This window comes from Rhodoglobus vestalii, assembly GCF_006788895.1.
GTDB lineage: Bacteria > Actinomycetota > Actinomycetes > Actinomycetales > Microbacteriaceae > Rhodoglobus > Rhodoglobus vestalii.
This window is the reverse complement of sequence record NZ_VFRA01000001.1, coordinates 2,111,684-2,136,526: the sequence shown is the minus strand read 5'-3', so window position 1 is coordinate 2,136,526 and position 24,843 is coordinate 2,111,684. Positions and strand designations below refer to the sequence as shown.

Sequence of the window (24,843 nt, the reverse complement as noted above, 5' to 3'; positions counted from 1 at the left end):
AGTGAAGCTTCCCCGCCTTGGCACCGTCAGCATCATCGCGCTCACCACGGCGCTCACACTTTCCGCGTGTGTGCCCGCACCGGTCGGCGACGGCACGGGGTTGTCGGGAACGATCATTGGCGCGGGGGCGTCTTCTCAGCAGGCGGCACAAGAGGCCTGGGTGCGCGGTTTTCAACTCGCCAACGTGCAAGCGACCATTGAGTACGACCCCATCGGCTCCGGCGGTGGCCGCGACACCTTTATTGGCGGCGGTGCAGTATTCGCTGCCTCCGACCGCGCGTTCAGTGTCGAGGAGATCGCCGAAGAAGACTTCGTTTCGTGTGTTCCCGGCACCGGCATCCTCGAAATCCCCGCCTACATTTCCCCGATCGCAATCATCTTCAACGTTGAGGGCGTCGACGCGCTCAACCTTGACGCTGCCACCATCGCTGGCATATTCACCCGCGAGATTGACCAGTGGGATGACGCAGCCATCGCCGATCAGAATCCGACCGTTGACCTTCCCGATCAACGCATCACCGCAGTGCATCGCGCCGATGACTCCGGAACCACCGCCAACTTCACCGGCTACCTTTCCGACACAGCCCCCCAGGTGTGGGACGCAGGAGCCATCGAAAAATGGCCCCTGGAGTTTGGTGGAGAAGCGGCCCTACAAACATCCGGTGTCGTTGACGCAGTCACCAACGGGACCGGCACGATCGGGTACGCCGACGCGTCCCGCGCGGGACAGCTCGGAACCGTTTCTGTGAAAGTTGGCGACGAGTATGTGCCGTACTCCCCCGAAGCAGCAGCGGCCATCGTCGACGTCTCCCCCTTCGGCGAAGGCCGAGGCCCCACCGACTTTGCGGTAGAAATTGATCGCGATTCGACGGAAGCTGGTGTCTACCCGGTCGTACTCATCAGCTACCTCATCGCCTGCAATGAGTATGTCTCCAAGGATCGAGTGGATGTCATCAGGGGCTACCTGGAGTACGTCATCAGCCCGGAGGGTCAGCAGGCTGCAGCCGCGAGCGCTGGTTCCGCACCCATCTCGCCGAGACTCTTCGATCAAGCCAGCGCTGCCGTCGCCGCAATCCGCTAGCTACGGGGCACTACCTCCTCACGTTGTTTCGCCGTTTACCTTCTGTTTACCTATGGCAGCAATGGTGGTTACCTGCGCTGCCTAACTTGTGTTGCGGGGTCGCACCGGCCCCTCAACCTGTAATCAACATTCCGAAGGGAAAACTGTGAACTTTAAGCGTCTTGGCACCATCGGTGCCATTGCTATCGCAGGCACCATCCTCCTCTCCTCCTGCGCAACTGCTGCAGACAGCGGGGACAGCGGAGAAGAAACCGCGTCAGATCTTACCGGCACCCTCGTTGGTGCTGGGGCATCGTCGCAGCAGGCAGCGCAAGAGGCGTGGGTTGCCGGCTTCCAGACCGCAAACGAGAATGTGACCGTGGAGTACGACCCCATCGGCTCCGGTGGTGGACGCGACACCTTCATCGGTGGCGGAAGCCAGTTCGCCGGCTCCGACCGCGCATTCAGTGTTGAGGAAATCGCCGAAGACAACTTCGCTTCGTGCGTTCCCGGCACCGGCATCCTTGAGATTCCTGCCTACATCTCGCCGATCGCGATTATCTTCAACCTTGACGGCATTGACTCGATCAATCTCGACGCGACAACGATCGCTGGCATCTTTACCGGTGAAATCACCAACTGGAACGACGACGCCATCGTCTCGCAGAATGACGGCGTAGAGCTGCCCGACCTCGGCATCACCGCCGTTCACCGCGCGGATGACTCGGGAACGACCGCAAACTTCACCGACTACCTGTCGGCCGCGGCCCCTGATGCTTGGACCGTCGGACAGATCGAAACCTGGCCCACCGAGTTCGGTGGTGAGGCTGCGCCACAGACCTCAGGTGTGGTTGACGCCGTTACCAACGGAACCGGAACCATCGGATACGCCGACGCATCGCGCGCCGGTGACCTCGGAACCGTTGCTGTCAAGGTCGGCGACGAGTACGTGCCGTATTCTCCCGAGGCAGCAGCAGCAATCGTTGACGCATCGCCCTTCGCCGAAGGTCGCAGCGAAACCGACCTCGCCGTCGACATCGACCGCGCAACGGCCGAGTCGGGTGTCTACCCCGTAGTTCTCATCAGCTACCTCATCGCGTGCAACGAATATGCATCAAGCGAGGGCGTTGATCTGGTCAAGGGCTACCTGAGCTACATCATCAGCGACGAAGGCCAGAGCGCCGCAGCGGACTCCGCGGGTTCAGCTCCGATCTCCTCGTCACTGTTCGAGAAGGCTCAGCCTCTCGTAGACGCAATCAAGTAGCACCCCAAGTCTGCTTCGACCCCGTTGCTACTGGCGGCGGGGTCGGGCAGACTTTCCTCTGGGCCTCGCGCAACTCGCCAGCCCGAGAATCGCACCGCAAGACCATCACAAAACCAAGCACGACGCACTAAATCAAGCCAGGGATAAGGGATACTCGACACATGACCTCGACCGCGGCCCCCCGTATCCGCGCGAAGCAGCGCCCAGGAGACCGCGTTTTTTCAGGCACATCCCTCACCGCCGGTGCGCTTATCCTCGCGATCCTTGCCGCTGTTGCCGCTTTCCTCGTCATTCAGGGAATCCCGGGCATCACTGCCGATCCCGAAGAAACCACCCTCCTTGAGAACACCAACTTCTGGGCGTATGTTGGCCCGCTGGTCTTTGGAACCCTCTGGTCTTCCGCACTCGCTCTCCTGATGGCGGTTCCCATTGCCATCGGAATCGCACTTTTCATCTCCCACTACGCACCCCGACCACTAGCTGCCACCCTCGGGTACATCATTGACCTGCTCGCCGCCGTACCATCCGTCGTATTCGGGCTCTGGGGCGCCAACGTTCTCGCCGTCGGAGTTCAGCCGTTCTACGCCTGGCTCGCCGAAAACTTCAGCTGGATCCCCCTCTTCGCCGGCCCCGCTTCGGGAACCGGCCGCACCATCCTCACCGCGTCTATCGTGCTCGCCGTGATGGTGCTACCGATTATCACCGCCATCTGCCGCGAAGTCTTCCTCCAGACTCCTGTGCTGCACGAAGAAGCCGCGCTCGCTCTCGGCGCCACCCGCTGGGAAATGATTCGAATTGCCGTTCTGCCCTTCGGTCGCGCCGGCATCGTCTCTGGTGCCATGCTCGGTCTCGGCCGTGCCCTGGGCGAGACCATGGCCGTCGCCATGGTGCTCTCCGCATCCAATGTGATCACCTTCGACATCATTAGCTCGACTAACCCGTCAACGATCGCGGCAAACATCGCGCTGAGCTTTCCTGAGGCCTACGGGCTCAACGTCAACGTGCTCATCGCGACCGGCCTCATCCTCTTTGCCATCACCCTGATCGTCAACACAATCGCGCGCTACATCGTCAACCGCCGCAAGGAATTCTCGGGAGCGAACTGATGACCACCACGACGCCAGCGCGCCCCATCGAGAACGCCTACTCAGCAGGTCAGCTGCCCCGCTGGGCACCCCTGGTGATGCTGCTCAGCAGCCTCACCACCGTTGCCATCATCTTCCTGTTCATCCAGGCCGGTCAGGCTGCTGGTGAATTCAATATTGTTGCCTCCGTACTCTTCGGAGTCGTGCTCTATGCGATAGTGCTCACTACCGTGTCCCGACTCGTTGAAGGCCACCGTCGCGCCACGGACCGGCTTGTGACCACACTCGTGACCCTCGCTTTCGTCATCGCGCTACTGCCGCTCATCTCACTGATTTTCACCGTTGTCACTAACGGCGCAGCCCGCTTCGATCTCGATTTCTTTACGCTGTCACTACGCAACGTCGTCGGAAGCGGTGGAGGCGCAGCCCACGCCATTATCGGCACCCTGCAGATGACCTTTGCCGCAAGCCTCATCTCCGTGCCGATCGGCCTGATGGCTTCGATCTACCTTGTTGAGTACGGCCGTGGTCGCCTCGCCCAAGCCATCACCTTCTTCGTGGATGTGATGACCGGAATCCCCTCGATTGTCGCCGGTCTCTTCGCCTACTCCCTCATCGTGCTGTTCTTCGGCCCCGGCGTACGCGTCGGAATCGCCGGAGCCATCGCCCTTTCCGTGCTCATGATCCCCGTGGTTGTGCGTTCGAGCGAAGAAATGCTGCGACTTGTTCCCAACGAACTGCGTGAGGCCGCGTTTGCACTCGGTGTGCCCAAATGGCTAACGATTCTGAAAGTTGTGCTGCCGACATCCATCGCCGGAATCACGACAGGGGTGATGCTCTCGATCGCCCGTGTGATTGGTGAGACGGCACCGCTGCTGGTGGCTGCAGGTTTCACCAACAACTTCAACTACTCGCTCTTTAGCGACCGCATGCAGAGCCTGCCGGTGTTCGTCTACAGCTCATACATTTCGCAGGGCACTGACGCCCAGGCCTACCTTGATCGGGCGTGGGCCGGAGCGCTCACCCTCATCCTGATCGTGATGGCCCTTAACCTACTGGCACGCATCATCGCCAAAATCTTCGCCCCCAAGACCGGTCGATAACCGAAGGAAACCCTAATTCGTGTCAAAGCGCATCGAAGTCAATGATCTCAACGTCTACTACGGTAAATTTCGCGCTGTAGAAGGCGTCTCGCTCACGATGGAGCCCCGCACGGTTACCGCCTTGATCGGCCCCTCCGGTTGCGGCAAGTCCACCTTCCTGCGCACACTAAATCGTATGCACGAGGTTATTCCCGGCGCCTACGTTGAAGGAGAAGTGCTGATCGACGGCAACAACCTCTATGCACCCGGAGTTGACCCGGTGAGTGTGCGTCGCCAGGTGGGCATGGTGTTCCAGCGACCCAACCCGTTCCCCACAATGTCAATTCGCGACAACGTGCTTGCCGGTGTGAAGCTCAACAACACCCGGATCAGCAAGAGTGACGCCGATGACCTCGCCGAAGCCTCACTCATGGGCGCAAATCTCTGGCAAGAAGTCAAGGAGCGGCTCGACAAGCCCGGATCGTCACTTTCTGGTGGACAGCAGCAACGGCTCTGCATCGCGCGCGCTATCGCTGTGAAGCCTGACGTTGTGCTCATGGATGAGCCATGCTCCGCCCTCGACCCCATCTCCACCCTGGCCATTGAAGACCTCATTGAGGAACTCAAGCAGGACTACACGATCGTGATCGTGACCCACAACATGCAACAGGCATCACGCGTCTCCGACCGCACTGGTTTCTTTAACATTGCGGGCACAGGAGCCCCGGGCAAGCTCATTGAGTACGACGACACCACCACAATCTTCTCGAACCCGAGCATCCAAGCAACCGAAGACTACGTCTCGGGCAAGTTCGGGTAGGTAGTGAAACTAGAACAGGGTGTCGCCTATGTAGCTACCTTTCTCGCATCCCGGCGGAACCGCGAACACGGCTGAACCAACCGGAGTAGTCCATGTGTTCACAAGATCAAGCGAATCAAGGGCTCTCTGCACTGGAACAAACTGTAGATCGACATCGGCTTGAAATGTTGCAAACAGCAGACCTGAGTTGGAGACGCTCGGGTCACCACTGAGGACAGCGTCATCGTAGTTGTAGCCGCGGCGATACATTTTTGTTCCACTGGCCCCTTCCCGAGAACGTCGCACATGAGCGAACGCGGGGATAACCGCGAAACCCAGACGATCTTTTGCCTCCAAATCGGGAACATCGGTTTCCACGGTTCCCGTCAGAGGCGCACCGGTATCGAGGGTTCGACCGATTGTCTCTTCGCGCCCCAGCCGGTCAATCTTGTCCCAGCCGTCAAGATCCATCGCAATCCGACGCAACACAAAGCTCGTGCCCCCCAATAACCAGGCAGGAACGTCGGTGCTCCACACCGTCTGATCAAACTCCGCCGTCCCTGGCTTCGGGTTGGAAGAACCATCAAACTGGCCAAAGAGGTTTCGCATAGTGGTTGCAGGATTCTCGGCACCCGCCGCACGACGAAACCCACTCTGCGTCCAGCGCGGCACGGTGAAACTCCGCGCATCTTTCAGCAGCATACGGGCGGCATGCGCGACAGTCAGCGGATCGTTCGCCCCGATCTGAAGGAGAAGGTCACCGCCACAGTAGGCAGAGTCGAGCTTGTCGATACCAAATGCTGGGAGGGGACGCAGCCAACCGGGCATGTCTTTCCCCGCTCGCTCCACAATTCGCGACCCGAACCCGAACGTCACCGTGAGCTGCGCCGGGATGATCGCAAGCTCCGGCTCAGAGTCAGCTAACGCGGGGTGACCGGCAGTAAGTCGTGCCGCATCATCCGTAAGCACGCGCATAAGCCGACGAAGTGCGCCGACGTCAACCTCCGGCCGTAGGTCGAGCGAAATAAACAGCCCATGTGCCTGCGCAGGAGTCGCAATGCCCGCCTGATGTTCGCCGTAGAACGGCACAGCGTCATCGAAGGCCGGTTGCGGGGTGAAGGCGGCGTCAATTGCTCCAGCATCAGGGGTACCTGGTGGTGCTACGGCTGGCGGTGCACCGGTGATTGACGCAATACCCGCCGCTCCGGCAGCGCCGACGCCCGCCGCGGCGGCACCTCCCCAGAGGAGGTGACGCCGCGTGAGCCCGCCGGATTTATCTGGCTCGTGTGGTTCAGACACTTATTCCACCATCCCCATGTCCATGTCGCCGCCCTCATAGTTTTCGTTTGCGCCCGAGTAGTCCTTGGCTGGGGCGGAGAACTCAACGGTGCTGTCGTTGTCGAGGGTGAGGGTAATGGTGACGTTATCGCCCGCGAGGATCGGGGCAGAGACTCCCATGAGCATGATGTGGTTAGCACCCGGCTCCAGCATCAGCGTTCCCCCTGCCGGAATCACGAAACCGCCATCGATTTCACGCATCACCATGTCGCCGGCATCGTTCTCGAGGGTTTCGTGCAGCTCACTCATGTCGGACACCGACGTTGATGCCGAAAGCACGGTGATGTCCTGATCGGTAGGGTTTTCGAGCATTCCGAATGCCGCGGTCATTCCGCCGTCGACCGCTTTCACCCACATATCGCTCGCGGTGATCGTGGTTGCCGCAGGCTCGCCAGCGGAGGTGTCAGCTCTGTCACTCGATGCGGCGGTCGAGCATCCGGTGAGCGCAAGTGCACCCGCCGCAAGCACGGCAACGATGCGGAATTTGTTCAGCGTGTTATTCATTTGTGACTTACTTCTTTCGTTGAATGAAGAACCATCGCGAGGCGATGACTCCGGCAAAAAGGGCGATGCCAACGGCGGCACCAATAAGGGTGGTGACCAGCAGAGGGCTGAGCACAGTTGTGCCTGATCCGTCTGCTGTGGATGATGTGGCGGCATCTGCCTGTTGTGCTGCTGACTCCTCGAGGCCAAAGGTTGCCCCTGGCGTTTCGCGACCAACCGCAAACTCGAAGACACCAGAAATCGGATGCCCGTCACTGGAGACCACCCGCCACCGCACCTGATAGCTGCCCGCGGGCAGTTCAGGTAGCAACGGCTGCGTCGCGGTGCGGCGGTCCACCTGCAGTGGGCCGTTCACCCAGTCGGTGCCATCGGCATCCACCACCATCGCTAGTTGGGTGATGTCCATCAGGTCGCCAGTGAATTCAAGCGTGATCGCGTCGGGGCCAACCTCGACGGTCTCGTCCTCGTTCGGAAACTGCCCAATGATCTGATCATGAGCGGATACCGCCAACGGCGCCCCCATAAGGAGCACAGCGGTAAGCAAAACCGCCCCCACCAATCGCGCGAAGGTACGAAAAATCGTCATCTGAGATATCAGCTTTCTGTGGTCATCGCGGGGTGCCTGACGCGACCGCCAATGACGGCGCACACGCACGACCGCACAGCCGATGACTTTCTGTCACCGAACTGCAGAGAGGGTTAGGAGAAGACCGCTGCCGCGATCGGTGGCCCTCGTCTGCTGACAACAGAACGCAGTGACTGAAGAGTTTCGGCAATCGCGCCCCAGTGAAAGACCAGGGTGGCGGGGGCGCGGCGGATGCTGACAGGCGCAAACCGTGAGACCAGCACGCGCCGAATCTGGCGGCGTGCACTCGCCACAATTGCAGTGAGTGCCGCAATGCCCTGGCATAACGCAACGATAGTGACGATGCCGGCGATCGCATGCCCAACAGTCATGGGCACCGCGCCGTGTGCGCCGTGGTTGATGGCGCCGGTTGCAACAGTGAACGCCACGTCGTGGTGTCCGGTGCCGGAGGCGACGACGTTGCCGGCATTGCCAATAACAGCGAACACGGTGTGGAAGAAGGTTTGGGCGATGGTGACGGCGATTGTTACTCGCGGTAGCGACATCCGTTTGCCAACGAGGGGGATGCTGACGAGCGTGGCGAACGCGAGAGCGAGCGCTAAGGCCACCCAGCTGGGCGCGTTGCCGCCACCGAAGACATGCGCGAGAGCTGCCACGAGCACCGAGAGGGCAGCGATGAACAAGCTACGGAGAACTTGGGTTCCCCTGCTGATCATGATCGCTCCCTGATGTGTGCGATCCTCCGCGATGGAGGCGTGCTCCTAGTTTAGGCGGTCGGCCGGGCGCGCTCCGGAACCCTCGATGTACCACAGCTCATACACCCGGTCTGCGGGGAGCTCTTCGAGACCATCAAAGATCAACGCAGAGGCGCTAAGTTGCCCTGACTATACATGAGTCACTTCTTCAGACTGCGAATGGTCACGCAGGAGACTCTTGACGAGTCCAAAGACCCGGGGAACGCGCTGACATCAGCTTCACGAGACATAACTACCAGCACGACAGGTTCCTCTGCTCCTTCATCGCGGTTTTTATGGTTCAGTAGCGAATTTTCAGGCAGTGGATGCGGGGCCGGTTTTTGGGCGCACCGGTTTTTGGGCGCACCGGTTTTTGGGCGCACCGGTTTTGGGCGCAAAAATGCCGGGCCACAGAAACGCCTCTCGGCGCGAGGCCGCTCGAAGCGGCTAATATTGGAGCCCGGGGTTACTGTGGCCCGGCATCGAAAAGTTTAGCAAAATCCTCCCTGTGTGCGCTCTGAGACTGCACTCCGGTCCGAGGTGTATCAGGGTGCCGCGGGTGCGATCATCGGGGCACCACTGCCCCAGTGAACTGCGATCCCTGCGCTGCGCACCATCGCCGCATCCGTGTTTGTTTCCGCTTTGTGCGGATTTCGTGACAAACAGGTTGCAGTAGCAATGTTTTCAGCACTTTTTAGTGATTTTGCGGCCCATTTGTGCGATTATCAGTCATCCCTGCAGCGTTGCGGGGCTAACCGTGTGAGCGTCGAAAAAGCCAGGAGAGCCCCAGATGAAGTCAAAGCCGCTACCCGCTGACCCCATGATCCGCGAGTTAATCCGCCGCGCGCAGACCGCAACAATGGGTCGCCGCACCCTCCTCGCGGGTGCCGCTGCCGGCGCGACCGGTCTCGCGCTCGCCGCGTGCTCTACCGGCACCGGCGAACTCACCGCCGCTCCCGATACGAGTGCAACCAACAAGACTGTTCGCTGGGACAACTGGGCGCTGTACGTTGATGTCGATGACGCAGGCGGCTACCCCACGATTGACGCTTTCGAGGCTCAGACTGGCATCGCGGTCGAGTACACCGAAGCCGTGGACGACAACAACACCTACTACGCCAAGGTGAAGGACCAACTCTCGCTCGGACAGGACATTGGAACCGATGTTGTCTGCCTCACCGACTGGATGGTTGCTCGCTTAATCCGCTTCGGCTACACCCAGAAGTTCGATCGAGCCAACATGCCCAACGCGGCTAACCTGCTGCCTTCGCTGCAGAACGTCGACTTCGACCCGGGTCGCGAGATGAGCCTCCCTTGGCAGGGCGGGTTCGCTGGCATCGCCTGGAACAAGGAGCAACTGCCCAACGGACTCCGATCCGTTCAGGATCTGTGGAAACCAGAACTCAAGGGCCGCGTCGGTGTGCTCTCTGAGATGCGCGACACGATGGGCCTGATCATGCTCGATCAGGGTGTCGATATCTCCGGAAAGTGGGGCGATGACGAGTTCAACGCCGCGATTGATGAATTCTCGAAGCAGGTGACTGACGGCCAGATTCGCAACATCAAGGGCAACGCCTACAAGGAGGACCTCGTCAACGAGGACACCCTCGCGGCGATCGTGTGGTCGGGTGACATCGTTCAGCTAAATGCCGAGAACGGTGACAAGTGGGACTTTGTCCTTCCCGATGCGGGCGGAACCCTCTGGAACGACAACTTCATGGTGCCGATCGGCAGCCCCGCGAAGTCGAACGTCGAAGAAATGATCAACTATTACTACGATCCCGCTGTCGCTGCTGAGGTAGCCGCTTACGTGAACTACATCACGCCGGTTGCCGGAGCCAAAGAGGCCGCAGCGGCCATCGACCCTGAACTCGCGAACAATCAGCTCATCTTCCCTGATGAGGACACGCTCTCGAAAGCGTTTGTGTTCCGCGGGCTCGACAACTCAGAGGAGCAGAAGTACAACACCGCGTTCCAGAGCATCCTGCTCGGGGCCGCCTAATGGCGACAGGCACTTTTGCCGAGAGTGGAGCCGATCTTGAATTAGTGGGGATTCATAAACGTTTCCCTGGATTCACCGCCATCGAGGAACTCAACCTCACCATCCCCGCAGGGTCGTTCTTCGCCCTGCTGGGGCCGTCTGGTTGCGGCAAGACAACAACTCTGCGGCTCGTGGCCGGTCTCGAGGCTCCCACGGCAGGGCGGATCCTGCTCGGTGGTAATGATGTGACCGACCAGAAGTCGTTCCAACGTCCGGTCAATACTGTATTTCAGAGCTATGCCCTGTTTCCCCACATGACCGTGTTGGAGAACGTTGCTTTCGGGCTGCGCCGCCGCAAGATGGCCGACCCGCTGGAGAAAGCTCACGAGGTTCTGCGCCTCGTGGAGCTTGACCACCTGGGGGGTCGCAGGCCGCAACAGCTTTCGGGTGGGCAGCAGCAGCGGGTGGCGCTGGCTCGTGCCATCGTCAATCGCCCGGCACTACTCCTTCTTGACGAGCCGCTTGGTGCGCTCGATCTCAAACTGCGCCGCCAGATGCAGCTTGAACTCAAAACTATCCAAGAGGATATCGGCCTCACCTTCTTGCACGTGACCCACGATCAAGAGGAGGCCATGACTATGGCTGACACGATCGCGGTGATGAACAAGGGTCGCATCGAGCAGATGGGCGCCCCGCAAGAGCTCTACGAATTGCCGAAAACATCGTTCGTCGCGAACTTTCTTGGCCAGTCGAACTTGTTCACGGGCCCGGTCGTGAACACGACCAGCACGGGGATCTCGGTCGACGTTGCCGGCCAGAAGATCACCGTGCCCATCGACCGCGCGCATCGCACCAGTGGTGAGATCACGATCGGTGTTCGCCCCGAAAAGATAACCCTGCACAGCAGAAAACCCGCCCGGGATGCCGGAGTCAACGTGTTGGGCCCGGGCCAGGTAATCGACGTCTCGTTCAGCGGGGTGAGCACGCAGTACCTGGTTGATGTTCCTGGCGCCGGCAACCTCATCGTTTTCGCGCAGAATATGACGTTTGGGTCGGATGTTCAGGAAGGCGACAAGGTGTGGCTCAGCTGGACGATTGACCACGGTTTCGGTCTCGACGACGACCCGGCGGATGCACCACGGTTCTCCCCTGATCTCGACACTCGCACCATTGCCGCCCAACATTTGTTAGAGGATGCGTAGCGATGGCTTTTGCCGCATTCTCATCGACGACTGCGCCCGCTGCGGCTAACATGGCGCGAAAGAAAAGTCCGGTAGCACTCCTTCTGCTCCTACCGGGCATCCTTTACCTGATTCTTTTCTTTCTCACTCCACTGGTCTCGCTGCTCCTAACCTCGTTCAAAGCGCCGACGGAGTTCGGTGACTTCGGTGAGTTCAACTACGCGTTCCGCTGGGAGAACTACGTTGAGGTCATTACGACCTACTGGCCGCACATTATGCGCTCATTTGGCTATGCCCTCACTGCCACATTCTTCGCTCTCATCATTAGTTATCCGCTGGCCTATTTCATCGGAGTGAAGGCTCGGCGCTGGCCGTTGCTGCAAAGCCTCGCCCTGGTTTTGGTTATCGCACCGTTTTTCATCAGCTTTCTGCTGCGCACGCTGGCGTGGAAGCAAATATTCTCCGACGAATCATTCTTGGTGAGCTCCCTCAAGGCCCTGTCGCTGCTCGCCCCTGACGCGTACGTGACGGGAACCGCGTTCTCGGTGATCTTCGGTCTCACCTACAACTTCATTCCTTTCATGACCTTGCCGCTGTATACGACTTTGGAGCGGCTGGATGTGCGTTACCTCGAAGCGGGGAGTGACCTCTATGGCAGTCCGTTCCACGTATTCCGTAAGGTCACTATTCCGCTTTCAATGCCGGGAATTGTGGCGGGAACGCTGCTGACATTCATCCCAGCGGCAGGTGACTACATTAATGCGAGCCGAGAGTTTCTTGGTGGCACCGGTACCCAGATGATGGGCAACGTCATCGAGGCAAACTTCCTGGTGTTGCAGAATTTTCCCGCCGGCGCCGCTCTCTCGATCATTCTGATGTCAGTCATTCTCGTGATGGTCAGTTTCTATGTGAAAAGGTCTGGAACTGAGGAGCTTCTATGAAACTCTCCCCCGGCAAATGGATCTTGCCCGCCTACAGCGCGCTTGCGCTGCTCATCCTGATGATTCCGATCGGTTACACCTTCGTTTACAGCTTCAACGATTCACTCAAGTCAAACATTGTGTGGCGCGGCTTCACCTTCGACAAGTGGCTCAACGTCTGCAATGTGCAGAACGGTGCTGTCTGTGAGGCCTTCGGCAACAGCATCTTCATCGCGGTGGTGGCGACGGTGGTCGCGACCACGCTCGGCACCATGATCGCGATCGCTATTGTGCGTTACCGGTTCAAGTTTCGCTCGCAACTGAGCCTGTTCCTCTTCCTTCCGATGGCGACTCCGGAGGTCGTACTCGGCGCGGGGCTTGCTGCGCAGTTCTTGTCGGTCGGCGTACCGAAGGACATGCTGACGATCATTCTGGCGCACACCATGTTCTGCATCAGCTTTGTCGTGGTTGCCGTGAAGGCGCGAGTCGCAGGCCTAGACCCGGCCCTTGAGGAGGCCGGTCGAGACCTCTACGGGTCGGCGCTGCAGGTATTTCTGCGAATCACTTTCCCCCTGTTGCTTCCCGGAATTATGGCCGCGGCCCTACTGTCGTTCGCGCTGTCGTTCGATGACTTCATCATCACGAATTTCAACTCTGGCGCTGTGTCGACATTCCCTAAGTACATCTGGATCTCGGCAGCTCGCGGTATTCCCGCTGAGGCCAACGTGCTCGCCTCAGCCGTGTTCATTTTGGCGTTGGTTATTGTGGTGACCGTGCAGGTGACTGGCGCTGCACGCGCCAAGCGTCTCGCAAAGATGAGCTAGGTCGCGCAGGCTAGTCGAGCGTTCCGGCCCGGAACAGTCTGACGCAGGTCGAGAACTCGTCGGCCGTGCGCGAGTAGCGGTCGGCACGGGTGGTGAGTTCGCTCGCACGTTCGGGGTTCAGCGATTCTTGGTCGTCGGCGATACTGCCGGCACCCGACGCTAGGATGCGGCTGAATGAGGCGGCCCGATCAAGGGCCACCCCAAAGTCGCCGCGAAAGACACCGCGCAAGATCTGGTCGGCTAAGTCTTTGATCTCTGCCGGGCCGGTGGGATTGACGGCGCCCGTGACGGCCGCGTCGATGGTGCTGAGAGTGTCGATGCCGCGCTGAAAGAGCAGGCTGGTTCCCAGCGCATCCTGCTGGATGACGGCTCGCAGCAAATAGATGCGCCAGAGGGCACCGGGCAGGCTGCCAGGGCTCGATCTCGACCAGAGCTCAGCGATGGCATCGATGCCGTGTTTGTCGGTGTAGGCGACGATTCGGTCGAGCACGGCAGGGTCATCCGTGTCGCGTGCGTGATCGATGAGTGCGTGGGCGGTATCGTGGGCTGCACGTATGATTTGGGCGGGATCTTGACCGCCCTCAAATGTGTCAAACTTATCTGTCGAGTACTGCGTGGGCTTGTGGAAATTTTCGACCATAAGATCACGGTACGCTTAACATGTGGGGCCTGTAGCTCAGTTGGTAGAGCATCGGACTTTTAATCCGCGGGTCCCGGGTTCGAGTCCCGGCGGGCCCACATTTTTTGATGGAATAATCCGGCGTTGTCGAAGGTATCTTCCAGCCCCAGAGTGGATCCTCGCGCGTATCCCATAAGTTCGGGAGTGTCGCTGAAGCTTTACACCGTGGACTATCGGTATGAAATACATTCCAGTCGAAGGCAACGTCATCCAATTAGACCGACGACGTAATCGGCGGCGATACTTCGCTCGAAACGTAAGACATATGCCGCCCTAGCTCGATCGCATGGTGACACGAACGCGATCACCCTTAGCCCACGAAACTTTGCTCACCAGACCGAGGTCGATTAGCCGCTTAAGCAACGAATCGAGCGCTTTCGAACGCTTGTATATTCGCCAACTGGAGCTGTGTCTAGCAAGAACGGACCATTCTTGGCTCAGACGACCGATCAGCGCCACCACCTCATCGTCGTCAATTTGATCGCCATTGGTTCCCAAGTACTCGATGATCGCTCGATCTGACGCGCCGGCTGCAACAAGAGCATCCAGCTGAGTAGCGCTGAGCAATAGACACCGCTCTATAGAAACTTTAAGCGCAGCGTTCGCCCCGACTGGTGTGGTGATATTTGCTACTAACGCCGGTTCGCGAAGAAGGGCGATTTTGCGTTCTGCTGCAATTTTACGGCTCGAAAGAAGCTGCTCGATATCACCAGATGAGAACTGGAGTTGAGAAACCAAGTCGGCCCAAACTTTCGTATGGGCATACGCGGCTTCTCGCACTTCCCAAGGCCACCGCCCCATGGCAGTGAAAGTGACGATGTCATCGGTAAAAACAGCCTGATCCAAGAGCGCCTTGATTAGTTCTGGGCGTTCGACTCTGAACTTGCGAGCGTCGAGTTTGCCATCCAGCGAAACGGATATTATAACCGAGGCAAGCGTTGGAAGAGCGAGACTCGAAGACAGGAGCGCTTGGATCAGACGCACACCATGCTCGTCGTCAGCATTGACCACACCGTCCAAAACTGGGTGCGCAATAAGGTAGCCACTCAGCGCTTCGTCGACTTGTCCGACCACGTCAAAGTAGGTGAGTACGTTACTGGCTGTCGGCACAAAACTACTAGTTTGCGCCAAGCTCGGAAATGCTGAACGCAATTCTTCGCCAATGTCGTCGCTCGCTTCGGGCAAGTGTTGAATGACAGCTGCCTTGTTCGCGCGCCGCAGAACCTCTTCGACCGCGCGCGGTCCGAAATCAGAAATCGAAATGATTAGGTCGAGCGGGTCTTCCCCCCGGTCAATGCTTAACGTCTCCTCTCCCGTGGAGTCAAGCACCTTGAGATATTCGCTAAGGCGTTTGAGGACTTGCCGGAGAGCGTGCGGAGACTGTCTGCCAATCGAGTCCAAACCGATATTTCCCTTCGCCTGCGCAAGCGAAGCCAGATTCCTTCTGCTCATTACATAAGCACCGATGCCACCAATCGCGTTTCTCGCATCAGCGCTGAGAGCGGTCAAATCCGGTACTTGCGCATGAACGTGACTTAGAAGGCGCGCGACACCCCTAGCTGCACCGCCACCCAAAACAGGGCCGATTCGTTTCAGTGAATCGTGTGCGAGTTCACGGATCAACCGTTCAACATCAGGAGAAAGTTCGTAGTTCAATTCGAACGCCATCGCGCACAAAGCTTCACCGAGGAACTCCAACTTTCTCTGGTTCGATGCGCGGAGATCATCTGCAATGAGGGTCAATATCCAGTTCGCGTTGGGAGCGATCTTTCGCAGTAATGCGAGCTTGTGTTTGCCTCCAGCTAGGTAGGTCAGGACGAACTCGCGCGATCCTTCGATTTCCTGTCGCGCGAGCAAGTCAATGGTCTTATCCAAAGCTCCGCGTTCCAACAAATCGTCGAATATCGATATGTTGAGAACGCTCGGTTCCTCAAGAAATCGGTCGCCAACCTTCGTGCGAATCTCCCTGATGTCAGCTGCGCTCAGTGTTGTAAGCGGCGAACTGCGCCGCCTGCTCACGAACTGTATCCGATAACTTTGCGCAGCTGAGCTAACTAAAGAACCTTGATAGACGCTCGTATAGAGCGCAAAGTTCCCGTCCAAGTACCCGCTGAGCGCCAACTCGAGCGCAAACCCCTCGCCGAGAATGTTCCGAGCACTCGCGAGGAAATCAACTTCGATCGTATGCTTCTTATCATCGATACCGGCGCCTTGGTAACGACCGTCGGTGAGGCGTTCAATAAAGCTTGCGTGCTGAAGGTCCCAACGAGCGCTCCTCAGACGCTCCAATTGCGTTCGATTCGCGTGAGAGGCCTGAGTGATCCACGACTCGGCCGGCAAGTATTGGGCAAGCGCGACATTCAGATCCGACCGCCTAATGCTGAACGTGCGGCCAGATGACCAAGCGATACCGAGGTCTCCTGTTGGATCAGCGTCGAGTTCTCGCCAAAAATCGGGTGTACTCGCTCTGCTTGGTTCTGAGACCACTCCGCCCAAGTCCAACTGTGTCAAGTCGCCTCGGCCGTTACCAGCAAAAAGGCCGATGAGAGCAAGAAGTCTCGCGCCCGCTTCCTTAGACCGCGTCTCCAATCCCGCTTCGCTTGCCAGTTCGTTCTCTTGATTTGTAATCTCAAAATCGAGCCCTCGCAGCCTTTGCGTCACACAGGTGTCCATCGAGTTGACGAGAGCGTCAAGAGCACTCGTACCGAATTGAATCAGCTCGAATTGCTCAGGGTAAGCATGCTTAAAAAGTAGGACTGCGAATAGGTGATTGTGGTCCAAGTCAACTGCGCCGTTCCGTACCAATCGATCAAGATACAGATCGTACTCATTTCGAATACTGAGAATCACGCGCATATCTGGGAAGTAACGTCCGGCCAAGCTCACTAGCTCTCCGGCGGGCTGTTCGTCCTTGACAAGCGAGTTGAGCTCGTCCGATAGAAGGCCGCCAGACACTTCAGTTGACACAAAAGGCACAACGGGAACGATCAAGTCAAAAAATTTTGCGCGATCAGTCGAGGCTGCGGCCACACCTTCAGGCCCAAGAACGCGAACTTTTGGAGTGAAAATACTGTCGCGTATCGCGTAAATAAAGGTCACCGGCTTGTCCACGGCAGCCGAATTATTCAGAAGAACATTCAGCTCGCGCAGTGCGATGAAGATTCCCTTATCTCCAAAGCGATCCAAATCCTCGAAAATGACAAGGCTGGTCTTCGTGCGGGAAAAGAAATAGACAATCTCGTCGAGATATTGATCAAAGTAGTTCTGGACAGGATCGCTCCCAGTGAGCTTGAATTCACCTACCGCGACCTCGCGAATTCGTGCGTGCGAGAATCCCCATTGGGCCAGCAGCAAAGCACCCGCCACAAGCGCGCCATCTAAAATTCGCCCAGCTGGCTCTTGAATATTCATCGGCACCCAGGGGAACGCCGTACCGGACCAATTCTCTACCCATTGCGAAAAAGGGGCGGGCAGCTCGTAGAGCCATGCCAAGCTTCCAATCACGAGACCCCCGAGCACAGCAAGCCCAATAGCTCTCGATATGTTAAGCCCACGAATCCGATTCAGTTGAGACCGCGAGAGCTTCGCTGGCTTTGCGGAGTAAAGAAGTCGCTTGACGATCTCCTTCTGTAGCGCTTCGGTCACAAGCGACATAGAATTCGAGGAAAGTGAGTCACGACTAGCTGTGAACGAAGACGTGTCGTTTTCGATCGTTGCCAGCGCGATCTCGACTACTCCGAATTTCTTCCACCGCCTTCGCACTTCTAGTAAAACGCTACTCTTACCGCTGCCGTAAGCCCCGGACAAAGCGATGTTTCGCGCCGGATTCTTTTTTGCTAGCTCGTTGAGAAGAATCTCGACATAGAGCCCATGTGCTGCATGCAGAAATCTAGGGCGCAACGATCGGACCTCGAGCAGCGCTCTTTTTGGCTCTGCTGCTGTTCGAGCGCGCTCCGCTAATGTTTTGGCACGTGCACGTGCACTATTGAATACCGAGCGTAGACGCCTTCCGGAGTATTCTCTGACGGTCGAGATCATCTATGTTCTCCAAGAGCGCTCTACTAAACTAAACCCAACGGCGAACCGGCTTCCGCATTCGAAGTGCGAAACACGCTTCACTCAAGTCAGTATGCCGCATTGGTCGACGCGACTAGGGCGTGTCTCCTAATGCCTTAGCCCAGATGATTATGGCCCGGAGGACAACCCCGCCGCGGTAGGTGAGGGCGAGTTTGTCGTAGCGGGTGGCGATGCCACGCCACTGCTTGAAGACCTCGAAACACCGCTCAATGACGTTGCGGCGTTTGTAGGACACCTTGTCAAAAGTGGGAGGGCGACCTCCGGCTTGGCCACGTCGTTTCCGATTGGCGACCTGGTCCGATCGTTCCGGGATCACGGCATGAATGCCACGATCCCGGAGCATTTTCCGATTAGCTTTGGACGAATACGCTTTGTCACCCATCGCTCGATCCGGCGTCGTGCGAGGCCGACCCCCGCCGAGCCGAGGCACTCGCAGGCTCCCCAAGACTTCGGGGAACATCGGTGAGTCACCGCCCTGCCCCGGTCCCAGCAGAATCACCAACGGTCGAAGATTCGCGTCACACAACGCGTGAATCTTCGTCGTCAATCCGCCGCGTGACCGGCCAATTGCGTGGTCAGCAGGCTCAGTGAGCAGATTCGTGTAGTTCTGAAGTTCCCCCTGTGGTGCGCGGAAGATTGGTGCCGTGCTGGTGGGCGCGGTTGACCGTGGAGTCCACGGACACCTCCCAATCAATCAACCCAGCAGCGTCAGCCTGCGAAAGCAGCCGGGTCATAATGGCGTCCCACGTACCGTCGCCACTGAAACGCCGGTGACGTTTCCAGACGGTCTGCCACGGACCAAAAGATTCCGGCAAATCCCGCCAGGGAATCCCCGCCCGATACCGATAAATGATGCCTTCCAGAATGCGGCGGTGGTCTTGGAACGGACGACCCGGGCAATTCTTCGAGGACGGCATCAACGGCTCAAGGCGAGCCCACTCACTGTCAGACAACACGGCAGCACGAGACATGGATTAAGTCTGTCAGACAGGCCCGGCAGCATTAGGAGACACGCCCTAGGTGAGGTGAATTTAGCCTGAACCATTTGGCGACCGCCCCAAGGGGTGCGACTGTACGGCTACCAACTCGCTGGCAAGGCTGCGCGCTCTTCTGTTGATCGCACGAAAACAAAGACTCCCAGAAGTGCTCGTGAGTATCGAACCTCGTTCAAATCGGATCTAAACAAGAGCTAGGCGAGTGAATCGTTGCTTCCTAGCTCTCGGTCTAAGGCCCGGGAAATGGATTGCGGCGAGGCCGGGGACGACGTGAGTTTCAATAAGCCCGTGAAGGCCCACAGGTGTTCCAGCAATTCATTCCTAAAAAACAGGCATCACATCTAACTGGGTGCATTCTTTGTTCGCCTAATCACGCCGTTTATCAGGGCAAAAACGTAAGGAGTGCCGACATTCCGGCTGCGTTGTTTGCTAACCTCCTTGCCGACGAGTCGCACTTCGGGACCGAGTGAACAGGACCTTCGGCAGGACTACGCTCGGTGATATTGTCTAGTCCGGTATGCGGGCACATCACAAAAGGAGCCCACCATGACATCCACTCCCCTTCGTATCGCCGTTACGGGCGGCAACGGCAAGCTGGGTCGCGCCACGGTTGCCGGACTTCGTGCTGCCGGTCACACGGTGACGGTGCTCGATATGGCTGGCCCTGATCGCACCCAGTTCACTTACGTTGACCTCACCGATTACGGCCAAGTAGTGGACGCTCTCGCCGGCGTCAATGACCGTCATGAGGGTGTGGATGCCGTTGCCCACCTCGGTGCGATTCCTGCGCCCGGTCTCTGGTCAGATGTGGCGACGTTCCACAACAACATGAATGCCACGTTCAATGTGTTTCAGGCGTGCAAGCGTTTGGGTATCCGCACTATTGCGTATGCGTCGAGTGAGACTGTGCTCGGATTGCCGTTTGAGACTTCCCCGCCGTACATCCCGCTCGATGAGGAGTATGAGACGCGCCCCGAGTCGACCTATTCGATGGTGAAGCACCTTGAGGAGCAGATGGCGCAGAAGTTTGTGCGCTGGGATCCGTCGCTCAGCGTCACTGCGCTGCGCTTCTCGAATGTGATGGACCCGGCCGACTACGCCGAGTTCCCGAGCTTCGATGCGGATGCCCGGCAGCGGTCTTGGAATCTGTGGGGTTACATCGACGCCCGCGACGGCGCCAACGCTATCCGTTTGGCCCTGGAAACCTCCCGCCCCGGCTATGACGTCTTCAACATCTTCGCCGCCGACACCGTCATGTCGCGGTCGAATGCAGAGCTCGTTGCAGAAGTGTTTCCCGGCGTCGAGATTCGCGGCGAGCTCGGCGTAAATCTGTCACTCACGTCGACCGCGAAGGCCGAGCGGTTGCTCGGCTGGGTGGCGCAGCACAGCTGGCGCGACTAGCTAGAGGCTCACCTGGTTCGGTATCGTGCTGCATCAAGCTCCGGTAATTGCAGCGACCAGCACAGACGTCAGCACGGGGATCACATAAACAACCGCCACGAAACCGATACCGATCATCACCGCGAGAGCCCAGAGAACCCTTGCGATTCTTGCGCGATTTACTTCGCGGTTGAGCGCGTGAAAGCGCTCGAGATAGGTGGGGTCGACGGTGAGATCCGGCGCGGCGTGCCAGATTCGCGAGTCCATGGCCGCGTCCGAGATGCGCTGCACCGTTTCAGGGTCGAGGAGAGCTTTACGGCGTTTGAGCCAACGCCGCAGAGAACGAGCATCCATGACACTGACCTCGCTGGGTGACTGCTTCACGGTGAAAGGTGCTGCATCAACGATCGCCACGATGGGGTGCACGTCAACGGGTATGCCCGCCGCTGCGGTGAGACGTTCGGCAGCACGGGCCGCCTCATGGCGAGAGTTGCGCAAGTGGTCGGTCTTGTGACCTCCAACCATCAGCACGTGGTTGCCAACCCAGATTTTTTGTCCCCGATGACGCTTCGTGTTGATCGTGAACACACCTGCCGGGCCGATCGCCACATGGTCGATATCGCTATCGCCCGTGCCCGCCGGAACCGCATGGAGCACCGTCCACTCGGTGCCGAGGCGTGAGAGCAACGCCCCCACCTTCAGCTCGCCGTGGGCGCCGGAGAACCAGCTCGCAGCATCCGCATGCAGGGGACGCACGCCAAAAAAACGCTTCAGAGCAGTGCGCGGCGCGACTTCAGCTTGCAGGCGCAGGAGCTCCGCAATCACAGAATATGCCGCAGGGCGGTCCTCCAGCGTGAACGTCGGTGGCACCTGAGTTCGCTCAGCCCCAGTATTTTCGATCATCCGTCCCCCAAAAATGCTGCTCCGAACGCACTACTTCGAGGCTAACTCGTTTGCGGAATTCTCCACGGCCCCCAAGCGGGGATGCCACTGGGCGCCCAACCAGGCATCCCGAGACCGGTTTCGTTTCCGCCCGTGGCGGACACGCCCCCAAATCGGGTTACGCCACCCCCGGGATTCCGCCCAAAACGGGGCACACGCCGCAACGCGCCGCAGAATGTTCACCGCGCATCCACCTTGAGGTGCTGGACTATCCGTATGACCGGCTACGAGTCGCAATACCCACGACCCGAACACTTTTTGTTGCACCTGAGTGACACACACTTTCTTGCGGGCGAACGAAAGCTGTACAACACCCTTGATAGCGAGGTGAAGCTACAGAAACTGTTCTCCGAACTCGAAGCGTCCGGGTCCCGACCCGAAGCGATCATCTTCACGGGCGACCTTGCCGACAAAGGTGAACCCGACGCCTACCGGTTACTGAAGGCAATCGTGGAACCCGCCGCAGAGCGCCTAGGCGCTGAGGTTGTGTGGGTCATGGGCAACCACGATGACCGCAGCACCTTCGCGACCGTGATGCTTGATGAGCCGGCGAGCGAAGACCCCATCGACCGCGTCATCGACATCAACGGGTTGCGCATCATCACCCTCGACTCCACAGTGCCCGGCCACCACTACGGACACATTTCGGATGCCCAACTGCTGTGGCTACACAACGTGCTCGCCACCCCGGCACCCCACGGCACCATCCTCGCCATGCACCACCCCCCGGTGCCCAGCATGCTCGACCTTGCCGTGACCGTCGAACTGCGGGCGCAACAAGATCTTGCGGCCGTAATTCGCGGCAGCGACATCCGCAGCATCATCGCCGGCCACCTGCACTACTCAACCACCGCAACCTTCGCCGGCATCCCCGTCTCAGTTGCCTCAGCAACCTGCTACACCCAAGATCTCAACGTTGCGGTCGGCGGCAGTCGAAGCCGGGATGGCGCACAATCGTTCAACCTGGTCCACGTGTACGACGAAACCGTGCTGCACTCGGTGGTACCCCTCGGCGAATACGACAGCCTCTCCTACGTGACCCCAGAACAGACTGCGGCAATACTGGCTCAGCACAACATCACGATCGCGCCCGCGACGAACCCGCGCGTTGTCCCCAGCATTGTTCGGGTCTAAAACGACCCGACTACTCCGCTTCGGGCAACTCCCACGGTGCAGCAATCGGATAGTACTCGTCGAGGAACGACCGCAGTGCCGCTGCTCGATCTTCCGCCGAAAGCTCCGGGAAGCTGCCGTCATTGAGGCAGAAAAAGTCGCTTGAGCGTTTACGCAGCAGCGACCGCATCTTTCTCAACCCATCAAGCGACGTCGTGTCAATGTACTTAACCTTGGCATCCGCCTGCACCATCGCCTTACCGCTCAGCAGCGCGTAATAGTGGTACAGCGAGTTGGTCACCGAAATGTCTGTCGCCTGACGGAACGCGCTCGCGCTCGTGCGAGCAAAATCGTCAGGAAACTCGCGCTCAAGTTCTTTCATCACTGACACGCGCAGCGGCGTTACCGCATGCTCCAAGTGGCGGGTGATCGTTGCACCGAACTTTTGCTGCAACAAGCGGCGGTTGACGCGAGCCGCATTCTCAAACCCGGAACGCTCAACGCTGCTCTCCCCCAAACCGATGCGGGTGCGCGCCTCAATGAATTTCGAGACGCCGCCAGGTGTAAAGAAGGCCGCAGCGCTCACCGGGCGACCAAAAAACATGTCATCGTTGGAATACAAGAAGTGTTCGCTCAGCCCCGGAATGTTGTGCAACTGGCTTTCCACAGCATGCGAGTTATGGGTGGGCAGATCGTCGTGGTTAGCGAAGAAGCCCTCACTGCGCACCAACGTGACCCGCGGATGCTCGGCCAACCACGCCGGTCGAGGCGAGTCAGTGGCAATGTAGATATTGCGAATCCAAGGGGCGAACAGATAGACGGAACGCAGGGCGTACTTGAGCTCATCCAACTGCCGAAAGCGGGCAACCGAATCGTCGCCCTCGCCGACCACGTAATTCTCCATCTGGGAGGCCCTAGCCTTTTGCCACTCGAGCTCGGCGCCATCCACCCACGAAAAGACAATGTCGATATCAAACTGGATGTCGCTGGCCAGTGGATCGAACATGCCCTGCAATGTTGGCCACGTCTGATTATGCAACTCAACGGTGGCGGCAATCGCTTCGGAGCGTGGCAACCAACGGCGCATCAGCGCATTGGGGTTGGGAGCCACAACCTCATCCCGCACGTACTCCCACAGCTCCACCCGCACACAAAACGACACATCAAAACGTATGCGACCCGCAGGCTCCACCCGCGGGCGAAACAACACCATGGCTTTCGCCTTAATCGCCGAGGTGAGCACGCCATCCGCAACCAGCACGGGGCTATCGCGAACATCCGACGCGACCGGCTTACCCGTCTCCTTGATGCGCGCAGGCTTCACATAAAACGGCTCATTCTGGCAGGCCGCCACCAACGCAACCGTCAGCGCCTTGCGATCTTTCCAGTCAACAGCCAACACCGCCGCATCGCCCCCACCCCGCACCAGCAAAAACGGGATGTTCGCGTCGTCGAGCACACCGCGAAGAAACAGGAGGTCTGCGGTGGCAGCCTCGCGCGGCGTCAGAGTGTTATTCGTGAGCGCAAGCAGTCCATCGTGCACAACAACATCGTCGCGATTCACCACCGCAGGAGAAGAAACATGATCGATCATGGGGCCCCGTCGTTCGAGCCTGGCTGAGATGCCCGGCCGCCCGATTATCGGCGTGCCGTTAGCTCGTTCCAGCATAACCTTCAGCGCTGAAAACGCACGGATCGGCTGGGCGCGCTCGGCTAGGCGTCGAAGCCGTCCGGAGCGGCACCCAGGAGGTCGTGCGTCACCACGACTCGCGCAAATTCCCCGTGCAGGTTCACCCCGGTGATCGTCGAGAGTTCATCGGCGGCGATCTCTTCGCCGAACGGTCCGACGCGATCAAACGTGTGGGTGGCATCCACAACAAACGTCACGTCATAGCCGAGATTGCCTCCCACCCGCGCGGTGGTTTCGCAGCAGTGGTTCGTTGTGATGCCGCAGATCGCAATGGAGTTGATCCCGGATGCTGTCAGCCACGCACCCAGATCGGGGCTGCCATGAAAACTCGAGTTCACCGTCTTCGACACCAGCAGATCGGGCGTTCCCGAGAGCACATCCCTAAACCGATTGCCGGGAGAGCTCGGGTGAAGCGGCGAAGCGGCATCCGCTGAATCATGTCGAACGTAGACGATCGGCCAACCCTGGCGACGCCAATGCCCGATCAGCATGCCGATGTTGGAGTCGCAGTCGGGATTGTTGCGCTCGCCCCAGTAGTCGGCGTCGTCGAAGCCGAGCTGCACATCCACCACGATCAGTGCTGTTGTCATCGCGACCTCCCCATCATTA

Annotated in this window: 21 protein-coding genes and 1 tRNA gene; 12 read left to right on the top strand and 10 right to left on the bottom strand. The window is 58.8% G+C overall.

Features of this window, described 5'->3' with window-relative positions:
- Position 1 precedes the first annotated feature (1 nt).
- From FB472_RS10495 to pstB, 5 genes are all read left to right on the top strand, one after another.
- Positions 2-1,081, top strand: a complete 1,080-nt coding sequence (locus tag FB472_RS10495; RefSeq protein ID WP_141990845.1) for a phosphate ABC transporter substrate-binding protein PstS — start codon at positions 2-4, stop codon at positions 1,079-1,081.
- 145 nt (positions 1,082-1,226) lie between these two features.
- Positions 1,227-2,324 (top strand): phosphate ABC transporter substrate-binding protein PstS, encoded by a 1,098-nt coding sequence (locus FB472_RS10490; protein ID WP_141990844.1) that lies wholly within the window; start codon positions 1,227-1,229, stop codon positions 2,322-2,324.
- A gap of 161 nt (positions 2,325-2,485) precedes the next feature.
- Positions 2,486-3,430: a phosphate ABC transporter permease subunit PstC gene (gene pstC, locus FB472_RS10485; RefSeq protein ID WP_141990843.1), complete on the top strand. Its 945-nt coding sequence runs from the start codon at positions 2,486-2,488 to the stop codon at positions 3,428-3,430.
- A complete protein-coding gene (pstA, locus tag FB472_RS10480; RefSeq protein WP_141990842.1) occupies positions 3,430-4,512 on the top strand; it encodes a phosphate ABC transporter permease PstA in 1,083 nt (360 codons plus the stop codon). The genes pstC and pstA overlap by 1 nt, the downstream gene beginning before the upstream one ends.
- Positions 4,513-4,531: 19 nt before the next feature.
- The gene (gene pstB / locus FB472_RS10475; protein ID WP_141990841.1) at positions 4,532-5,311 is read left to right on the top strand and encodes a phosphate ABC transporter ATP-binding protein PstB; all 780 of its coding nucleotides are present in this window, start codon (positions 4,532-4,534) and stop codon (positions 5,309-5,311) included.
- A 9-nt stretch (positions 5,312-5,320) separates the two neighbouring features.
- Here the strand turns inward: pstB and FB472_RS10470 are convergent, their stop codons facing one another.
- The 4 genes from FB472_RS10470 to FB472_RS10455 all read right to left on the bottom strand — a co-directional run bounded on the left by FB472_RS10470 (position 5,321) and on the right by FB472_RS10455 (position 8,434).
- Positions 5,321-6,589: a Dyp-type peroxidase gene (locus FB472_RS10470; protein WP_141990840.1), complete on the bottom strand. Its 1,269-nt coding sequence runs from the start codon at positions 6,587-6,589 to the stop codon at positions 5,321-5,323.
- Positions 6,590-7,132, bottom strand: coding sequence for a copper chaperone PCu(A)C (locus FB472_RS10465; protein ID WP_141990839.1), 543 nt, complete (start codon positions 7,130-7,132; stop codon positions 6,590-6,592).
- A 7-nt stretch (positions 7,133-7,139) separates the two neighbouring features.
- Positions 7,140-7,718 (bottom strand): copper resistance CopC family protein, encoded by a 579-nt coding sequence (locus FB472_RS10460; RefSeq protein WP_141990838.1) that lies wholly within the window; start codon positions 7,716-7,718, stop codon positions 7,140-7,142.
- Between the two features lie 113 nt (positions 7,719-7,831).
- Complete coding sequence (locus tag FB472_RS10455) at positions 7,832-8,434, bottom strand: hypothetical protein (RefSeq protein ID WP_141990837.1); 603 nt, start codon at positions 8,432-8,434, stop codon at positions 7,832-7,834.
- An 808-nt stretch (positions 8,435-9,242) separates the two neighbouring features.
- Here FB472_RS10455 and FB472_RS10445 point away from each other — a divergent pair.
- From FB472_RS10445 to FB472_RS10430, 4 genes are read left to right on the top strand one after another with little or no spacing between them, the layout of a single operon-like run.
- Positions 9,243-10,454: an ABC transporter substrate-binding protein gene (locus tag FB472_RS10445; protein ID WP_141990836.1), complete on the top strand. Its 1,212-nt coding sequence runs from the start codon at positions 9,243-9,245 to the stop codon at positions 10,452-10,454.
- Complete coding sequence (locus FB472_RS10440) at positions 10,454-11,635, top strand: ABC transporter ATP-binding protein (RefSeq protein WP_141990835.1); 1,182 nt, start codon at positions 10,454-10,456, stop codon at positions 11,633-11,635. Before FB472_RS10445 ends, FB472_RS10440 begins: the two co-directional genes overlap by 1 nt.
- Before the next feature lie 2 nt (positions 11,636-11,637).
- Complete coding sequence (locus tag FB472_RS10435) at positions 11,638-12,555, top strand: ABC transporter permease (protein ID WP_141990834.1); 918 nt, start codon at positions 11,638-11,640, stop codon at positions 12,553-12,555.
- Positions 12,552-13,358 (top strand): ABC transporter permease, encoded by an 807-nt coding sequence (locus FB472_RS10430; protein ID WP_141990833.1) that lies wholly within the window; start codon positions 12,552-12,554, stop codon positions 13,356-13,358. The genes FB472_RS10435 and FB472_RS10430 overlap by 4 nt, the downstream gene beginning before the upstream one ends.
- Before the next feature lie 10 nt (positions 13,359-13,368).
- On the opposite strand, the gene FB472_RS10425 is transcribed toward FB472_RS10430, so the two are convergent.
- On the bottom strand, positions 13,369-13,998 hold the full coding sequence (locus tag FB472_RS10425; RefSeq protein WP_141990832.1) for a DNA-directed RNA polymerase subunit beta: 630 nt from the start codon (positions 13,996-13,998) through the stop codon (positions 13,369-13,371).
- 25 nt (positions 13,999-14,023) lie between these two features.
- Between FB472_RS10425 and FB472_RS10420 the strand changes: the two genes are divergently transcribed.
- Positions 14,024-14,096 (top strand) — tRNA-Lys (locus FB472_RS10420).
- 214 nt (positions 14,097-14,310) lie between these two features.
- Here FB472_RS10420 and FB472_RS10415 read toward each other — a convergent pair.
- Both FB472_RS10415 and FB472_RS10410 read right to left on the bottom strand, forming a co-directional pair.
- Positions 14,311-18,075, bottom strand: coding sequence for a YobI family P-loop NTPase (locus FB472_RS10415; RefSeq protein WP_342775552.1), 3,765 nt, complete (start codon positions 18,073-18,075; stop codon positions 14,311-14,313).
- Between the two features lie 112 nt (positions 18,076-18,187).
- Positions 18,188-19,085 (bottom strand): IS5 family transposase gene (locus FB472_RS10410; RefSeq protein ID WP_141990566.1). Its coding sequence is split into 2 segments (ribosomal slippage): positions 18,188-18,721 and positions 18,723-19,085, totalling 897 coding nucleotides; the frame shifts between segments, so codons are not numbered across the junction.
- Positions 19,086-19,655: 570 nt separating this feature from the next.
- Between FB472_RS10410 and FB472_RS10405 the strand changes: the two genes are divergently transcribed.
- Positions 19,656-20,510, top strand: coding sequence for an NAD-dependent epimerase/dehydratase family protein (locus tag FB472_RS10405; protein ID WP_141990830.1), 855 nt, complete (start codon positions 19,656-19,658; stop codon positions 20,508-20,510).
- 33 nt (positions 20,511-20,543) lie between these two features.
- Here FB472_RS10405 and FB472_RS10400 read toward each other — a convergent pair whose 3' ends face one another.
- Positions 20,544-21,392, bottom strand: a complete 849-nt coding sequence (locus FB472_RS10400; protein ID WP_141990829.1) for a nuclease-related domain-containing protein — start codon at positions 21,390-21,392, stop codon at positions 20,544-20,546.
- A 255-nt stretch (positions 21,393-21,647) separates the two neighbouring features.
- Here FB472_RS10400 and FB472_RS10395 point away from each other — a divergent pair, with 255 nt between their 5' ends.
- Positions 21,648-22,565, top strand: a complete 918-nt coding sequence (locus FB472_RS10395) for a phosphodiesterase (RefSeq protein ID WP_141990828.1) — start codon at positions 21,648-21,650, stop codon at positions 22,563-22,565.
- Positions 22,566-22,575: 10 nt separating this feature from the next.
- Here the strand turns inward: FB472_RS10395 and FB472_RS10390 are convergent, their stop codons facing one another.
- The gene (locus FB472_RS10390) at positions 22,576-24,138 is read right to left on the bottom strand and encodes a stealth family protein (RefSeq protein WP_141990827.1); all 1,563 of its coding nucleotides are present in this window, start codon (positions 24,136-24,138) and stop codon (positions 22,576-22,578) included.
- Positions 24,139-24,257: 119 nt separating this feature from the next.
- A complete protein-coding gene (locus tag FB472_RS10385; RefSeq protein ID WP_141990826.1) occupies positions 24,258-24,824 on the bottom strand; it encodes a cysteine hydrolase family protein in 567 nt (188 codons plus the stop codon).
- Positions 24,825-24,843 lie beyond the last annotated feature (19 nt).

What these genes read in the sequence shown, in the direction of transcription:
- pstC (WP_141990843.1), top strand. Translation starts at nt 2,486, where the DNA reads ATGACCTCGACCGCGGCCCCCCGTATCCGCGCGAAGCAGCGCCCAGGA.
- pstA (WP_141990842.1), top strand. Translation starts at nt 3,430, where the DNA reads ATGACCACCACGACGCCAGCGCGCCCCATCGAGAACGCCTACTCAGCA.
- FB472_RS10465 (WP_141990839.1), bottom strand. Translation starts at nt 7,132, where the DNA reads ATGAATAACACGCTGAACAAATTCCGCATCGTTGCCGTGCTTGCGGCG.
- FB472_RS10460 (WP_141990838.1), bottom strand. Translation starts at nt 7,718, where the DNA reads ATGACGATTTTTCGTACCTTCGCGCGATTGGTGGGGGCGGTTTTGCTT.
- FB472_RS10455 (WP_141990837.1), bottom strand. Translation starts at nt 8,434, where the DNA reads ATGATCAGCAGGGGAACCCAAGTTCTCCGTAGCTTGTTCATCGCTGCC.
- FB472_RS10445 (WP_141990836.1), top strand. Translation starts at nt 9,243, where the DNA reads ATGAAGTCAAAGCCGCTACCCGCTGACCCCATGATCCGCGAGTTAATC.
- FB472_RS10440 (WP_141990835.1), top strand. Translation starts at nt 10,454, where the DNA reads ATGGCGACAGGCACTTTTGCCGAGAGTGGAGCCGATCTTGAATTAGTG.
- FB472_RS10435 (WP_141990834.1), top strand. Translation starts at nt 11,638, where the DNA reads ATGGCTTTTGCCGCATTCTCATCGACGACTGCGCCCGCTGCGGCTAAC.
- FB472_RS10430 (WP_141990833.1), top strand. Translation starts at nt 12,552, where the DNA reads ATGAAACTCTCCCCCGGCAAATGGATCTTGCCCGCCTACAGCGCGCTT.
- FB472_RS10425 (WP_141990832.1), bottom strand. Translation starts at nt 13,998, where the DNA reads ATGGTCGAAAATTTCCACAAGCCCACGCAGTACTCGACAGATAAGTTT.
- FB472_RS10415 (WP_342775552.1), bottom strand. Translation starts at nt 18,075, where the DNA reads ATGATCTCGACCGTCAGAGAATACTCCGGAAGGCGTCTACGCTCGGTA.
- FB472_RS10405 (WP_141990830.1), top strand. Translation starts at nt 19,656, where the DNA reads ATGACATCCACTCCCCTTCGTATCGCCGTTACGGGCGGCAACGGCAAG.
- FB472_RS10400 (WP_141990829.1), bottom strand. Translation starts at nt 21,392, where the DNA reads ATGATCGAAAATACTGGGGCTGAGCGAACTCAGGTGCCACCGACGTTC.
- FB472_RS10395 (WP_141990828.1), top strand. Translation starts at nt 21,648, where the DNA reads ATGACCGGCTACGAGTCGCAATACCCACGACCCGAACACTTTTTGTTG.
- FB472_RS10390 (WP_141990827.1), bottom strand. Translation starts at nt 24,138, where the DNA reads ATGATCGATCATGTTTCTTCTCCTGCGGTGGTGAATCGCGACGATGTT.
- FB472_RS10385 (WP_141990826.1), bottom strand. Translation starts at nt 24,824, where the DNA reads ATGACAACAGCACTGATCGTGGTGGATGTGCAGCTCGGCTTCGACGAC.